The 13,884-nt window shown below is 40.9% G+C and carries 28 protein-coding genes; all 28 read right to left on the bottom strand.

What is annotated here, in order from left to right; translation table 11 throughout:
* Positions 1–8: 8 nt before the first annotated feature.
* A complete protein-coding gene (locus FD50_RS07660; protein ID WP_056961012.1) occupies positions 9–953 on the bottom strand; it encodes a DNA-directed RNA polymerase subunit alpha in 945 nt (314 codons plus the stop codon).
* Positions 954–1,038: 85 nt separating this feature from the next.
* Positions 1,039–1,428, bottom strand: coding sequence for a 30S ribosomal protein S11 (rpsK, locus tag FD50_RS07655; protein WP_054756469.1), 390 nt, complete (start codon positions 1,426–1,428; stop codon positions 1,039–1,041).
* A 33-nt stretch (positions 1,429–1,461) separates the two neighbouring features.
* Positions 1,462–1,827, bottom strand: a complete 366-nt coding sequence (gene rpsM, locus FD50_RS07650) for a 30S ribosomal protein S13 (RefSeq protein ID WP_054756467.1) — start codon at positions 1,825–1,827, stop codon at positions 1,462–1,464.
* A gap of 24 nt (positions 1,828–1,851) precedes the next feature.
* Positions 1,852–1,965 carry a 50S ribosomal protein L36 gene (rpmJ, locus tag FD50_RS12535; RefSeq protein ID WP_003689393.1) on the bottom strand — a complete coding sequence of 38 codons (114 nt, stop codon included), beginning with the start codon at positions 1,963–1,965 and terminating at the stop codon, positions 1,852–1,854.
* A gap of 37 nt (positions 1,966–2,002) precedes the next feature.
* On the bottom strand, positions 2,003–2,221 hold the full coding sequence (infA, locus tag FD50_RS07645) for a translation initiation factor IF-1 (RefSeq protein WP_056961011.1): 219 nt from the start codon (positions 2,219–2,221) through the stop codon (positions 2,003–2,005).
* A 192-nt stretch (positions 2,222–2,413) separates the two neighbouring features.
* Entirely contained in the window at positions 2,414–3,073 is a 660-nt protein-coding gene (locus tag FD50_RS07640; protein ID WP_056961010.1) for an adenylate kinase, read from the bottom strand.
* 87 nt (positions 3,074–3,160) lie between these two features.
* Positions 3,161–4,456: a preprotein translocase subunit SecY gene (secY, locus tag FD50_RS07635; protein ID WP_056961009.1), complete on the bottom strand. Its 1,296-nt coding sequence runs from the start codon at positions 4,454–4,456 to the stop codon at positions 3,161–3,163.
* Positions 4,456–4,890, bottom strand: a complete 435-nt coding sequence (rplO, locus tag FD50_RS07630) for a 50S ribosomal protein L15 (RefSeq protein ID WP_054756461.1) — start codon at positions 4,888–4,890, stop codon at positions 4,456–4,458. The genes secY and rplO overlap by 1 nt, the downstream gene beginning before the upstream one ends.
* A 37-nt stretch (positions 4,891–4,927) precedes the next feature.
* A complete protein-coding gene (gene rpmD / locus FD50_RS07625) occupies positions 4,928–5,110 on the bottom strand; it encodes a 50S ribosomal protein L30 (protein WP_054756459.1) in 183 nt (60 codons plus the stop codon).
* Positions 5,111–5,123: 13 nt separating this feature from the next.
* A complete protein-coding gene (gene rpsE, locus FD50_RS07620; RefSeq protein WP_054756457.1) occupies positions 5,124–5,624 on the bottom strand; it encodes a 30S ribosomal protein S5 in 501 nt (166 codons plus the stop codon).
* A 21-nt stretch (positions 5,625–5,645) separates the two neighbouring features.
* The gene (gene rplR, locus FD50_RS07615) at positions 5,646–6,011 is read right to left on the bottom strand and encodes a 50S ribosomal protein L18 (RefSeq protein ID WP_056961008.1); all 366 of its coding nucleotides are present in this window, start codon (positions 6,009–6,011) and stop codon (positions 5,646–5,648) included.
* A 41-nt stretch (positions 6,012–6,052) separates the two neighbouring features.
* Entirely contained in the window at positions 6,053–6,589 is a 537-nt protein-coding gene (rplF, locus tag FD50_RS07610) for a 50S ribosomal protein L6 (RefSeq protein ID WP_054756453.1), read from the bottom strand.
* Between the two features lie 29 nt (positions 6,590–6,618).
* Positions 6,619–7,017 (bottom strand): 30S ribosomal protein S8, encoded by a 399-nt coding sequence (rpsH, locus tag FD50_RS07605; RefSeq protein ID WP_054756451.1) that lies wholly within the window; start codon positions 7,015–7,017, stop codon positions 6,619–6,621.
* A 27-nt stretch (positions 7,018–7,044) separates the two neighbouring features.
* Positions 7,045–7,230 carry a type Z 30S ribosomal protein S14 gene (locus tag FD50_RS07600; RefSeq protein WP_054756450.1) on the bottom strand — a complete coding sequence of 62 codons (186 nt, stop codon included), beginning with the start codon at positions 7,228–7,230 and terminating at the stop codon, positions 7,045–7,047.
* 13 nt (positions 7,231–7,243) lie between these two features.
* Positions 7,244–7,786, bottom strand: coding sequence for a 50S ribosomal protein L5 (rplE, locus tag FD50_RS07595; RefSeq protein WP_054756449.1), 543 nt, complete (start codon positions 7,784–7,786; stop codon positions 7,244–7,246).
* Between the two features lie 25 nt (positions 7,787–7,811).
* Positions 7,812–8,123 (bottom strand): 50S ribosomal protein L24, encoded by a 312-nt coding sequence (rplX, locus tag FD50_RS07590; RefSeq protein ID WP_056961007.1) that lies wholly within the window; start codon positions 8,121–8,123, stop codon positions 7,812–7,814.
* A 33-nt stretch (positions 8,124–8,156) separates the two neighbouring features.
* Complete coding sequence (gene rplN / locus FD50_RS07585) at positions 8,157–8,525, bottom strand: 50S ribosomal protein L14 (RefSeq protein ID WP_054756448.1); 369 nt, start codon at positions 8,523–8,525, stop codon at positions 8,157–8,159.
* Between the two features lie 70 nt (positions 8,526–8,595).
* Positions 8,596–8,862, bottom strand: coding sequence for a 30S ribosomal protein S17 (gene rpsQ, locus FD50_RS07580; RefSeq protein ID WP_054756447.1), 267 nt, complete (start codon positions 8,860–8,862; stop codon positions 8,596–8,598).
* A 26-nt stretch (positions 8,863–8,888) separates the two neighbouring features.
* Entirely contained in the window at positions 8,889–9,083 is a 195-nt protein-coding gene (gene rpmC / locus FD50_RS07575) for a 50S ribosomal protein L29 (RefSeq protein ID WP_054756446.1), read from the bottom strand.
* Entirely contained in the window at positions 9,073–9,507 is a 435-nt protein-coding gene (rplP, locus tag FD50_RS07570; protein ID WP_056961006.1) for a 50S ribosomal protein L16, read from the bottom strand. The genes rpmC and rplP overlap by 11 nt, the downstream gene beginning before the upstream one ends.
* 3 nt (positions 9,508–9,510) lie before the next feature.
* Positions 9,511–10,167: a 30S ribosomal protein S3 gene (gene rpsC / locus FD50_RS07565; RefSeq protein WP_054756444.1), complete on the bottom strand. Its 657-nt coding sequence runs from the start codon at positions 10,165–10,167 to the stop codon at positions 9,511–9,513.
* Between the two features lie 13 nt (positions 10,168–10,180).
* Positions 10,181–10,528, bottom strand: coding sequence for a 50S ribosomal protein L22 (gene rplV, locus FD50_RS07560; RefSeq protein ID WP_056961005.1), 348 nt, complete (start codon positions 10,526–10,528; stop codon positions 10,181–10,183).
* 14 nt (positions 10,529–10,542) lie between these two features.
* A complete protein-coding gene (gene rpsS, locus FD50_RS07555; protein WP_054756442.1) occupies positions 10,543–10,824 on the bottom strand; it encodes a 30S ribosomal protein S19 in 282 nt (93 codons plus the stop codon).
* A gap of 46 nt (positions 10,825–10,870) precedes the next feature.
* The gene (gene rplB, locus FD50_RS07550; protein ID WP_056961004.1) at positions 10,871–11,701 is read right to left on the bottom strand and encodes a 50S ribosomal protein L2; all 831 of its coding nucleotides are present in this window, start codon (positions 11,699–11,701) and stop codon (positions 10,871–10,873) included.
* Positions 11,702–11,724: 23 nt separating this feature from the next.
* Positions 11,725–12,009, bottom strand: coding sequence for a 50S ribosomal protein L23 (gene rplW, locus FD50_RS07545; RefSeq protein WP_054756440.1), 285 nt, complete (start codon positions 12,007–12,009; stop codon positions 11,725–11,727).
* Entirely contained in the window at positions 12,009–12,632 is a 624-nt protein-coding gene (gene rplD / locus FD50_RS07540; protein WP_054756439.1) for a 50S ribosomal protein L4, read from the bottom strand. The genes rplW and rplD overlap by 1 nt, the downstream gene beginning before the upstream one ends.
* Positions 12,633–12,652: 20 nt before the next feature.
* Positions 12,653–13,282 carry a 50S ribosomal protein L3 gene (gene rplC, locus FD50_RS07535; RefSeq protein ID WP_056961003.1) on the bottom strand — a complete coding sequence of 210 codons (630 nt, stop codon included), beginning with the start codon at positions 13,280–13,282 and terminating at the stop codon, positions 12,653–12,655.
* Between the two features lie 38 nt (positions 13,283–13,320).
* On the bottom strand, positions 13,321–13,629 hold the full coding sequence (rpsJ, locus tag FD50_RS07530; RefSeq protein WP_054756437.1) for a 30S ribosomal protein S10: 309 nt from the start codon (positions 13,627–13,629) through the stop codon (positions 13,321–13,323).
* Positions 13,630–13,884 lie beyond the last annotated feature (255 nt).

Below are 13,884 nucleotides of genomic sequence, written 5' to 3'. Positions count from 1 at the left end.
AATTAATTTTAGTCATCATGACGTAATGATAACCCAAGATCAGTTAATTTATTTTTAACTTCTTCCAGTGATTTACGTCCTAAATTACGAACTTTCATCATATCGGCTTCAGACTTATTAGTTAACTCCTGAACAGTGTTAATCCCAGCACGTTTTAAACAGTTATAAGAACGTACAGAAAGATCAAGCTCTTCAATTGTCATCTCAAGCATTTTTTCTTTATGCGTTTCTTCTTTTTCGACCATGATTTCAGCATTTTTAGCTTCATCAGTCAAATCAACAAATAAAGTTAAATGCTCAGTGAGTATTTTAGCCGATAAACTAATTGCCTCGCTAGGTGAAACTGCACCATTGGTCCAAACATCCAGCGTCAATTTATCGTAATCATCTCTTTGACCAACACGTGTTTTCTCAACTTGATAGTTGACACGCTCGATCGGGGTATAAATTGAGTCAATTGGCAAAACACCGATCGGCATATCATCGGCCTTAATCTTGTTTTCATCAGCCGAAACATAACCACGACCAGTGTTAGCATTCATGCGTACGTGAAAAGATGCTCCTTCAGCAACTGTACAAAGATACAGATCTGGATTCAGCACTTCCACATCACTACTACCTTGAATATCGCCGGCCTTTACTTCTAAGGGCCCATTAACGCTGATCTCCAGTGTTTGGTCTTCTTCTGAATCAATCCGCAAAGCGACCTTCTTCAAGTTTAAAATAATTTGTGTAACATCTTCAAGTACACCTTTAATTGTTGAAAATTCATGAAGAACTCCATCAATTTGGATACTTGTGATTGCTGCACCAGGTAGCGAAGAAAGCAAAATTCGACGAAGAGAGTTGCCTAATGTTGTGCCGTAACCACGTTCCAGCGGTTCAACAACAAATTTGCCATAATCATGACTTTCTTCTATTTTATGAATTTTTGGTTTTTCAAATTCGATCATTCTTATCTTTACCCCTTTCAAAACGCTGCGTGCAATCTGGCGAAAACATTATGAAGATTTACCTCAAAATGAATACGATACCACATTAAACACGGCGACGCTTTGGAGGACGACATCCATTATGAGGAACAGGAGTAACATCGCGAATAGAAGTTACTTCAAGTCCTGTTGTTTGTAATGCACGGATAGCAGCTTCGCGACCAGAGCCTGGTCCTTTAACTGCAACTTCTACACTCTTCATTCCATGTTCCATTGAACCCTTAGCGGCAGCTTCCGCAGCCATCTGAGCAGCGAATGGAGTCGATTTACGACTTCCCTTGAAGCCAAGAGAACCTGCTGACGACCATGCAATCGCATTGCCATGCACATCAGTAATCATAACTAATGTGTTATTAAACGTTGAGTGAATATGTGCAACGCCGCTTTCAATATTTTTCTTGACACGACGTTTACGTGTACCTTTCTTAACTGCCATGAATTAGCTGACCCCCTTTGTCTATTAATTTAATTATTTCTTTTTGCCAGCAATTGATGTGACTGGGCCTTTACGTGTCCGTGCATTATTCTTCGTGTTTTGTCCACGAACTGGTAAATGACGACGATGACGAAGGCCTCGGTATGAACCAATTTCTGAAAGACGCTTGATATCCAAGCTGATTCCACGGCGAAGGTCACCTTCAACCTTGTAGTTATCAACAGCAGCACGAATCTTGTCTTCTTGATCTGTTGTCAAATCACGGACACGAACGTCTGCAGAAACACCTGCTTCTGCCACAATCTTCTGTGCAGTAGTATTACCGATTCCATAAATGTAAGTTAAGCCGATTACGATTCGCTTATCGCGTGGTAAATCGACACCTGCAATACGAGCCATAACAATTACACCTCCTAATTTTTATTATCCTTGACGTTGTTTATGCTTTGGATTAGAACAAATAACCATAACACGGCCTTTGCGCTTAATTACTTTACAGTGTTCACACATTGGTTTTACTGATGGTCTTACCTTCATGAATTATACCTCCCATAGATATTTGATGAAGTACAATCTATTTAAAGCGATAGGTAATGCGACCCTTAGTCAAATCGTAAGGGGACATTTCAACCGTTACCCTGTCACCGGGTAAAATGCGAATGTAATGCATCCGGATTTTCCCAGAAACATGGGCTAAGATTTCATGCCCATTTTCGAGTTCAACTTTGAACATCGCATTGGGCAGTGTTTCTTTAATCTTGCCCTCAATTTCAATCACATCATCTTTCGCCACGCAAAAGTACCTCCTTAAATGATTTCAAAACTTCACAAGTAATAATGATAGACACTTCCAACCGAAGTCTAAGTGCCCTTTTCTGCAGGAGCATCTGCCAAATGGACAGACTCCCCCTCTTGAAAAGATAAACCTGGAATATTATATCATCTTGTCTAGAAATAAGCAAGCTGAAATACTACTAAACATCGCTTACAACTTTTGCAAAATATCCTTAATATCACTAAAGACTTTACTAATTTCCTGATTACCATCAACTTGATGCAACAGTCCCTGTGTTTGATAAAAAGACAGCAACGGTGTATTCATCTTGATGTTAACCTCTAACCGATTCTTAACAGTTTCCGGCTTGTCATCTTCGCGCTGATAAAACTCATGACCTCCGCAACGATCACATGTTCCTTCAACCTTCGTTGGATTAAAAATCTTATGATAGGTTGCGCCGCAATTTCGACAAATAAATCGTCCTGTCAACCGTTCCATTAAAGAGTTCGGGTCAACATGGATATTAATAACAGCTGATAAAGGCTTTCCAAGTTCTGTGCCCATCTCTTTCAGCGCTGTAGCTTGCGCTAAATTACGTGGGAAACCATCAAGTAAGTATCCTTTTGCAGTATCATTTTCCATTAAACGTTCCTTGACGATGCCATTTGTAACCTCATCAGGGACTAACTCGCCCTTATCAATGAAACTCTTAGCCTTAAGACCCATTGGCGTGCCATTCTTAATTGCGGCCCGAAAAATATCTCCGGTCGAAATATGTGGAATTTCAAAATCAGCTACGATTCTTTCCGCCTGGGTTCCTTTACCAGCACCGGGGAGCCCCATTAACATTAGATTCTTAGCAGTCATTGCTTCGTTTACCCCCATTGAAATTTAAATAAGTTCAAATGAAAAAGCTGGCTCCGCAGACTGCAAAGCCCAACTTAATCCAGAGTATTACCTGATAAAGCCAACATATTCACGCTTCATCATCATACCTTTTAATTGCCGAATAGATTCTAGTGCAACCCCGACAACAATCAACAAGCTCGTTCCGCCCAAGCCAATCGATTCATCTAAGCCCCAAATATTTGAAGCAACTAATGGGATTAAGGAAACTAATCCCAAAAAGAGTGAACCAACGGAACTAAGACGCATCAGGAGATGGGAAACATACTTTTCAGTCTCTTTCCCAGGCCAGACACTTGGAATGTAGCTCCCCTGCTTTTGCAAGTTTTCCGAAAGCTTCTCCGGATTAACTTGCACAAAAGCATAGAAAAAGGTGAAGACAACGATCAAGAACGTATAGAGAATCATTCCGCCAGTTGCCTGCATGTTAAAAATGTTAGTCAACACTTTGTACCACGTATCCTCACCATGGCTCTGGGTAAAAGCCATCAGAATTGTTTGTGGTGTCGCAATAAATGAACTTGCAAAAATAACAGGAATAACGCCCGCAACGTTGATTTTAAGCGGTAAGTACGAATTATTCGTTGCACCAGCTAACCGCCGTGTGTACTGAATTGGAATTTTATAATTCGCTTGTTGGACGTAAGTCACAAATGTCACAATGACCAAAATTGCAACCAGTAAGACCGCTACGAATAAAATTCCTTTCCAAAGTTCACCCGAGGAAGCATCTGCAAATTGTTCAGTATAAATCTGTTTAACACCTGTTGGGATTCTGGCTAAAATACCTGCCATGATAATCATCGAGATTCCGTTTCCAAAACCGCGATCAGTAATCATATCACCTAACCAGGTTGTAAACAATGACCCACCTGTTAAAACAATTCCGATACTAATATAGGTCTTAACACCTGGATTAGTAACTAAATTCAAACTGCTCAACGCATTAAAACCAGCTGTGATCCCAATTGACTGTACAAACGCAAGCACAATAGTCAAGTATCTGGTAGCCTGATTCAGCTTTCTCCGGCCAACTTCACCCTGTTTGCTCCACTCAACAAAGCGAGGCACAATATCCATTTGCAACAACTGAACAACAATTTGCGCAGTGATATAAGGCGAAACACCCATTGCAAGGATTGAGTAGTTAGTTAAACCGCCGCCGCTGAAGGTATTCAAGATACTAACTAACCCTGAAGATGCAACGCTGCTCAAGGCTTTTGCGTTGATCCCAGGGACAGTGATATATGTGCCTAAACGAAAGACAATCAAGACACCTAATGTAAATAAGATTTTATTACGGATCTCCTTTACAGCTAAGGCGTTCTTCATTGTTTTCAGCATTAGATCACCTCGGCTTGACCGCCAGCTGCTTCGATGGCTTCTTTAGCTGCAGCAGAGAATTTGTTGGCTTTAACAGTCAATTTCTTCGTCAATTCACCATTTGCTAAAACTTTGATACCATCTTTTTCGTCTTTAACAACACCATTTTCAACCAAAAGAACAGGAGTAATTTCAGTGTTATCTTCAAACTTATTAAGCGTTTCAAGATTTACCACAGCATATTCTTTACGGTTGATATTCTGGAAGCCACGTTTTGGCATCCGGCGGAACAATGGCATCTGTCCACCTTCAAATCCTAAACGAACTTTTCCACGCGCTTTTTGGCCTTTTTGACCACGGCCCGCAGTCTTACCATTACCGGATGAAGTTCCACGGCCGACACGATTGCGTGTCTGGCGTGAACCTTCACTCGCTTTTAATTCATGTAATTTCATCAGGTTGGCACCTCCTTATTAGTAATTATAGCATGACTTATTCGGCAACTGAAACAGCAACCAAATGATTAATCTTTGCAACGGCACCACGAGTTGCAGCATTGTCAGGAAGCACAACCGAACTGTTGACACGTCCCAGGCCAAGCGCCTTTACAATTTCACGCTGGTTCTGAGGACGCCCAATGACGCTGCGAGTTAATGTAATTTTTAATTCAGCCACAATTGAGTCCTCCTTATTCTGCTAAGTGCTGTGCAGAAACGCCACGGAGTGCTGCAACTTCTTCAGCACTCTTCATTTTCTGCAAGCCATCAACTGTTGCACGTACAACGTTGATTGGTGTATTTGAACCGAGTGACTTACTTGTTACATCGGCAACACCTGCTAATTCCATCACGGCACGAACTGCTCCACCGGCAGCAACACCAGAACCGGCAATTGCTGGTTTCAATAAAATACGGCTTCCGCTATATTCACCGATAACCTTATGTGGAAGAGTTTCGTTGACCATCGGTACCTTAATAAGGCTTTTGCGTGCAGCTTCAACAGCCTTACGGATAGCATCTGGAACTTCTTGTGCCTTACCAGTTCCAAAACCAACGTGTCCATTATGATCGCCAACAATTACAAGTGCAGCAAAACGCAGACGACGTCCACCTTTAACAACTTTAGTAATTCGGTTGATTGCAACCACACGATCTTCTAAATCTAACTGAGCTGGATCGATAAAAGTCATAAACTAGTTTCCCTCCCTTTCTTAAAAATCTAATCCATTTTCACGTGCAGCAGCAGCAAGAGCCTCAATGCGCCCATGATACAAGTAGCCACCACGATCAAAAATAACTTCCTTAATACCTTTTTCAACGGCACGTTTGGCAACAGTTGCACCAACGGAAGTAGCTTGTTCAATTTTTGTTTGACCACTAACTTCTTTATCTAATGTCGAGGCACTAACTAGCGTCACACCCGCTACGTCATCAATTACTTGAGCGTAGATGTTTTTATTTGAACGATAAATATTTAAGCGTGGGCGCTTAGATGTACCAGAGATCTTACCGCGAACACGAGTATGGCGCTTTTGACGTGTTTTATTCTTATCTGGTTTTGAAATCACTATTTTCACCTCTTAATTTAATCTGCTAGCATTACTTAGAAAAACTGGTATTACTTACCAGTCTTACCTTCCTTACGACGAACATATTCACCAACATAGCGAATCCCTTTACCCTTGTAAGGTTCTGGAGCACGAGTCAAACGAATCCGTGCTGCTAAATCGCCAACTTCTTCTTTTGAAATTCCAGAAACAATAATTGAAGTTGCAGAAGGAGTTTCAACTTTCAATCCTTCTTCAGGTTCGAATTCAACTGGATGTGAATAACCAACACTCAAGACAAGCTTATTGCCCTTCATCTGTGCACGATATCCAACACCTTGAAGTTCTAATTCTTTTTTGAAACCTTCAGTTACGCCGAGCACCATGTTATGGAACAAAGCTCGTGTTGTACCGTGTAAAGCCTTGACTTTATTGTCATCACTTTCACGATCAAACTTAACTGTTTTGCCTTCGATTTCCATTGAAATCTTGTCAGAAAATTCTCTTGTTAATTCACCCTTTGGACCTTTAACAGTCACGGTATTGTCAGTACGTTTAACTTCAACACCTTCAGGTAAAGTAACTTCTTTAAAACCAATACGGCTCATGAATGACACCTCCTTACTTCGTTATTTTTCTACCAAACGTATGCGAGCACTTCGCCGCCGATTTTTTTAGCGCGAGCTTCTTTATCCGTCATAACCCCTTCTGAGGTTGAGAGGATTGCAATTCCTAAACCGTTTAAAACCTTAGGAACAGCGTCAGCTCTAACGTATGAACGCAGACCTGGTTTAGAGATTCGTTTAATTCCTGTGATAACACGTTCGTTATTTTTGTTAAATTTTAAAAATACACGAATGATTCCTTGCTTGTCATCATCTATATATTCAACATCGCGGACAAAACCTTCATTTTTAAGGATTTCAGCGATATCATGCTTGATTTTTGAAGCAGGTACTTCAAGTGATTCATGCTTAACAACATTTGCATTGCGCACACGAGTCAAGAAGTCTGCGATTGGATCAGTCATAGCCATTAATTTGCCCTCCTTTACTTTATTGGATTACCAACTAGCCTTTTTCATCCCAGGAATCTGACCTTTATGTGCAAGATCTCGAAGGCAAACACGGCATAGTTTAAACTTGCGATAAACAGAATGCGGACGACCGCAACGTGCACAGCGCGAATATTCTTGTGTCGAGAACTTAGCCTGGCGTTTATTCTTTGCAATTTGTGATTTTTTAGCCAATGTGAAACCCCCTTTATTTGGCGAATGGCATTCCTAATTGAGTCAATAATTCTTTGGATTCTTCATCACTGTTAGCTGTAGTAACAATGACGATATCCATTCCGCGAACTTTGTTAACATTATCAAAATCGATTTCAGGGAAAATCAGTTGTTCGTGAATACCTAATGTATAATTTCCACGTCCATCAAATGCACGTTTGCTAACACCATGGAAATCACGCACACGTGGTAATGAAACTGAAACCAATTTGTCTAAAAATTCATACATCCGTTGTCCACGTAATGTAACTTTTGTTCCGATGGGCATTCCCTCACGCAAGCGGAAACCAGCAATTGACTTTTTAGCCTTTGTAATCACTGGTTTTTGACCAGCGATCAAAGTTAGTTCTTCAACTGCTTCATCTAAATTTTTAGCATTGCTAACAGCATCACCCACACCCATGTTGATCACAATTTTATCAACCTTTGGGACTTGCATGATTGAAGTATAATTAAACTTCTCCATCAATGACGGAGCAATATTCTTGTCATATTTTTCTTTTAAACGATTAACCATGAAGAAAGTAATCCTCCTTTCCTGCCTACTTGTCTAGCGCTTTACCAGTTTTTTTGGAAACTCGCACTTTTTTGCCGTCAACGATCTTGTTTGCAACACGAGTAGCCTCATCATTAGACAAGTCAACCAGCATAACATTAGAAACATGGATCGGTGCTTCAACCTCGACGATTCCACCATTTGGGTTCGCATTACTTGGCTTTTGGTGTTTTTTAATGATATTCACACCTTTTACGATCACCCGGTCTTTGCTAGCAAAAACTTTTTCGATCGTACCAGTCTTACCCTTATCTTTACCGGCAATCACTTTAACCTTATCATTCTTTTTAACGAACATTTAGATTTGCACCTCCTTGCCAACGTTGGTTTATTACAATACTTCAGGTGCCAGGGAAACAATCTTCATGAAGTTTCCATCACGCAACTCACGAGCAACTGGTCCGAAAATACGTGTGCCTTTTGGTGCTTTGTCATCACCAATTACCACAGCAGCATTTTCGTCGAATTTGATGTAAGAACCGTCTGTACGATGTGTACCAAACTTAGTACGCACAACAACGGCCTTAACAACGTCACCCTTTTTGACAACGCCACCTGGTGTTGCTTGTTTGACAGTAGCAACGATAATATCACCGATATTCGCAGTTTTTACACGTGAACCACCTAAAATTTTGATTACCAAGATTTCACGTGCTCCAGAATTATCAGCGACTTTTAAACGACTTTCTTGTTGGATCACTGTATGTGACCTCCTTTCGTTAACAAATCAGAATACGAATCAAAGTATTTTTAACTAGGAACAAAGTAACCTAGATAATAACTGCTTTTTCAACGATATCTAATAAACGGAACCGTTTCGTAGCTGACAATGGACGAGTTTCCATAATCCTGACGATGTCTCCAACCTTTGCTTCGTTGTTTTCATCATGTGCCTTAAAATTCTTGGAATACTTAACACGTTTGTTGTATGTCTTGTGAGTCTTGTAGGTTTCAACAACAACAGAGATTGTTTTGTCCATTTTGTCCGAAACAACACGTCCTTGATAGACTTTACGCTGGTTACGAGTTTCAGCCATACTTTATTTTCCTCCTTCTTCGTATTCTATTTGTTTAATTCTTGTTGACGCAATGCGGTCTTAAGACGCGCAATTGTTTTACGTACTTCTTTCAAACGAGCAGTATTTTCCAATTGTCCGGTAGCTAATTGGAAACGCAAGTTAAATAATTCTTCCTTGAACTGCTTCTCTTTTTCAAGCATTTCAGTAGTGGTTAATTCGTTAATTTCTTTAGTCTTCATTTGATTCGCCACCTACTTCCTCACGTTTTACAAACTTGGTCTTGATTGGGAGCTTGTAGGAAGCTAAACGTAATGCTTCGCGGGCAACTTCTTCAGAAACCCCACCGATTTCAAATAAAATCTTACCACGTTTGACAGGAGCTACCCAACCTTCGGGAGCACCTTTCCCAGAACCCATACGAACACCAATTGCTTTTGCTGTGTATGACTTGTGAGGGAAAATTTTAATCCAAACTTTCCCACCACGTTTCATGTAACGTGTCATTGCGACACGACAAGCTTCAATTTGACGGTTCGTGATCCAATGAGAATCAACAGCTTGCAAGCCATATTCTCCAAAGGCAATCGACTTACCACCCTTAGCTTCACCACGCATCTTGCCACGAAATTCGCGACGATGCTTTGTACGTTTTGGTACTAACATAGGTTATTTCCCTCCTTTGCTATTTTCTTTCCTAGCAGGTAAAACTTCCCCACGGTAAATCCAAACTTTAACGCCTAATTTACCATAAGTAGTCTGAGCTTCGGTCCATGCATAGTCAACATCTGCACGCAATGTGTGCAAAGGAACAGTTCCTTCAGAAAAATGTTCAACACGTGACATGTCCGCACCATTCAAACGGCCAGCAACTTGAACTTTGATGCCCTTTGCGCCGGCACGCATTGTACGTTGAATACCTTGCTTCATTGCACGACGGAATGCCACACGGTTTTCAAGCTGAACCGCAACATTTTCGCCCACAAGCTTAGCATCCAAATCAGGTTTTTTGATTTCAACAATGTTAATGTGAACTCTCTTACCTGTTAATTCGTTTAATTCTTTACGAAGCTTTTCAACCTCTGATCCGCCTTTACCGATTACCATACCAGGTTTTGCAGTATGGATTGAAATATTAACACGCTTTGCGGCACGTTCAATTTCAACGGTAGAGACAGCTGCATCGGCTAATTTAGTTGCAATATATTTACGGATGTGCAAATCTTCGTGCAAGTTTGCTGCATAATCTTTTTCAGCATACCACTTAGCATCCCAGTCACGAATGATTCCAACACGTAATCCCGTTGGATTTACTTTTTGACCCACGCATTATCCCTCCTTATTTTACGGATACAACTACAGTAATATGACTTGTACGCTTGTTGATTGGAGAAGCTGAACCCTTTGCACGGGGACGGAAACGCTTGAGCGTAGGTCCTTCGTTGACATAGGCTTCGCTTACAAACAAATCTTCAACGTCTAAATCAAAGTTATTTTCTGCATTTGCAATTGCTGATTTTAAAACTTTTTCAATGATCGGGGAGCCAGCTCTAGGAGTGAATTTTAAAATCCCTAAGGCTTCAGCTACACTCTTGCCACGAATCAAATCGATCACAAGGCGCGCTTTACGCGCAGGAATGCGAACTGTGGTGGCAATTGCCCTTGCTGATGTTACCTGTTCAGCCATTTTATTATCCTCCCTTACTTAACTGCCGTTTTCTTATCTACGTTGCCATGACCATGGAAAGTCCGTGTTGGCACAAATTCACCCAGCTTATGGCCTACCATATCTTCTTGAATATATACGGGCACATGCTTGCGACCATCATATACTGCAATTGTGTAACCAATAAAGCTTGGGAAAATTGTTGAACGACGAGACCATGTTTTGATGACGGATTTCTTTTCTTGATCTGCCTGCGCTTCGATTTTTTTCATCAAATGTGCATCAGCAAAAGGTCCTTTTTTCAAACTACGACTCAAAGTGAATCCTCCTTTCGGATCATCTGATTATTAAGCAGCTTGGTGGCTACTTATTACGTTTACGTACGATAAACTTGTCTGACTGAGCTTTCTTAGAACGTGTCTTGTAACCCATAGTTTTCTTACCCCATGGTGACATTGGGCTTGGACGTCCAACAGGAGCTTTACCTTCACCACCACCGTGTGGATGATCGTTAGGGTTCATAACAGATCCACGAACTGTAGGACGTTTGCCAGCCCAACGTGTCCGACCAGCTTTACCAATTTTAATAAGTTCATGCTGTTCATTTCCAACTGCACCAATTGTTGCACGGCAAGTTGCAAGTACCATTCGAACTTCACCCGAAGTTAAACGAACTAAAACATACTTACCTTCTTTACCAAGCAATTGAGCCGAGGTACCAGCTGAACGTACAAGTTGTCCGCCTTTTCCTGGTTTAAGTTCAATATTGTGAATCACTGTACCAACTGGAATGCTTCCCAGTGGTAAGGTGTTTCCAACCTTAATATCAACTTCTTTACCAGATTCAACAATTTGACCTACTTCAAGGCCTTTAGGTGCAAGAATATACGACTTAATTCCATCTGCATAAACCAAAAGTGCGATATTAGCAGAACGGTTTGGATCGTATTCGATTGCCTTAACTGTTGCTGGCACTTCGTCTTTAATTCGTTTGAAATCAATCAAACGATATTGACGTTTGTGGCCGCCACCACGATGACGTACAGTAATCCGGCCGTAACTATTACGTCCGGCTGTCTTACTTTGCGATTCAAGTAATGATTTTTCTGGCACTGTTTTTGTAATCTCAGAAAAATCTGAACCGGTCATGTTACGACGTCCGTTTGTGGTCGGTTTAAATTTTTTGATCCCCACGTGAATTCCCTCCTAATTAATTTTTATTTTTCGAATAATTTGATTTCTTTTGAATCAGCGCTCAAAGTAACAATCGCTTTACGACGCTTTTTGGTGTATCCAGCGTAGCGTCCCATTCGCTTCATTTTACCTTTAACGTTCATAATGTTAACTTTAACAACTTTAACATCAAAAATTTCTTCAACCGCTTTTTTAACCTGTATTTTGGTAGCAGTTACTGCTACATCAAAAGTGTAGCGTTTCGAATCCATTTGATCAGTTGAAGCTTCAGTAATAACTGGTTTTAAAATCACATCGCGTGCATCCATTATGCAAGAACCTCCTCTACTTGAGAAAGAGCTTCTTGAGTCAAGACCAACTTATCATTGTCGATAACATCTAAGACATTCACGCCTTTTGCATCGATGACCGTAACGTTTTTCAAGTTACGCGCTGAAAGTGCAGCTAAGTCGTTACCATCTTCAAGAACTACTAATACTTTTGTCTTAACATCTAAGTTGTCCAATACTTCTGCAAAGGATTTTGTCTTTGGTTGTTCAAATGCTAATTTGTCAACCACCACTAAGCTTTCATCAAGCACCTTTTGAGAAAGGACAGATCTGATTGCTAAGCGACGAACCTTCCTTGGAAGTTTGTAGCTGTATGAACGAGGTGTCGGGCCAAAGACAGTTCCACCACCAACCCATTGTGGTGAGCGAATTGATCCTTGACGCGCACGCCCTGTTCCTTTTTGCCGCCATGGCTTCTTTCCGCCCCCGGAAACTGCACTTCTGTTTTTAACAGCATGTGTTCCCTGACGACGTGATGCACGTTGCATAACAACTGCATCAAAAACGACATTATTATTAGGTTCGATTCCAAAAATTCCTTCATTCAAAGAAACCTCACCATTTTGACTGCCATCTTGCTTATATAATGTAACTTTTGGCATTTAAAATTCCTCCTTCCTCTTTATTTTTCTTTTACGTTCCCTGTAATCGTAACTAATGACTTGTTTGCTCCTGGGACGTTACCCTTAATCAACAGAACGTTGTTTTCGGTATCAGCCTTAACGATTTCAAGATTCTTGATCGTAACCCGTTTTCCACCCATTCGGCCTGGAAGAAGTTTACCTTTGAAAACACGGTTGATAATAACACCCATTGAACCAGGACGACGATGATAACGAGAACCATGAGCCATTGGTCCGCGTGATTGTCCCCAGCGTTTAATGTTACCTTGGAAGCCATGGCCCTTTGATGTACCTGTAACACTAACGATGTCACCGGGTTCAAAGACGTCTGCCTTAACTTCATCTCCGACTTTGTAATCTCCCAGCGTTACATCGCTAATCTCACGAATGAAGCGCTTAGGAGCAGTTTTTGCTTTTGCTGCATGACCTTTAGCAGGCTTGTTTGACAAGACTTCACGTAAATCATCAAAGCCTAATTGAATTGCTTCGTAACCATCATTTTCAACGGTTTTAACTTGCAAGACAACATTTCCTCCAACTTCAACAACTGTTACGGGAACTAATTCTCCGTTTTCAGTAAAGACTTGTGTCATACCTACTTTTTTACCTAAGATTCCTTTTGTGGTCATGAGTACACCTCCAATAAATTTATTTGTTTGCACTAAAATTATAACTTGATTTCAATATCCACACCGCTAGGCAAGTCCAGTTTCATTAATGAATCAACTGTCTTTGGTGTTGGATTTACAATATCAATCAAACGTTTATGTGTCCGCATCTCGAATTGTTCACGAGAATCCTTATACTTATGCGGTGAACGAATAACCGTATATAATGTACGTTCCGTTGGTAACGGAATTGGACCCGCGATTGCTGCACCAGTTCTCTTTGCTGTCTCGACAATCTTGTCAGCTGACTGATCTAAAATGCGATGCTCGTATGCCTTCAAACGAATACGAATCTTTTGTTTTGCCATTGTGTTCCCTCCTTCGTCTATTTTAAAAACAAGACTAGCTCCGTCGAAATTCCCAACCCACCCCATGGCAAAGCTCCCGGGTGTGTCGCAACCTTCAACATCATTGCTCAGCGTTCTTCTTTTTGTGCGCACTTAATCCCTAGACAAGTACCTAACTATGATACCTTTTTTCCTCTCAGAATGCAAGGTGTTTTTTTAATTAGGTTGGACTTTGCTTTAGTCTGTGCAAACTGTTCATTTTCTTTTGAGGACTGC

Source organism: Liquorilactobacillus satsumensis DSM 16230 = JCM 12392, assembly GCF_001435195.1.
Classification (GTDB): Bacteria; Bacillota; Bacilli; order Lactobacillales; family Lactobacillaceae; genus Liquorilactobacillus; species Liquorilactobacillus satsumensis.
The sequence above is the reverse complement of the archived record's forward strand: the minus strand, read 5'-3'. Positions and strand labels throughout refer to the sequence as shown.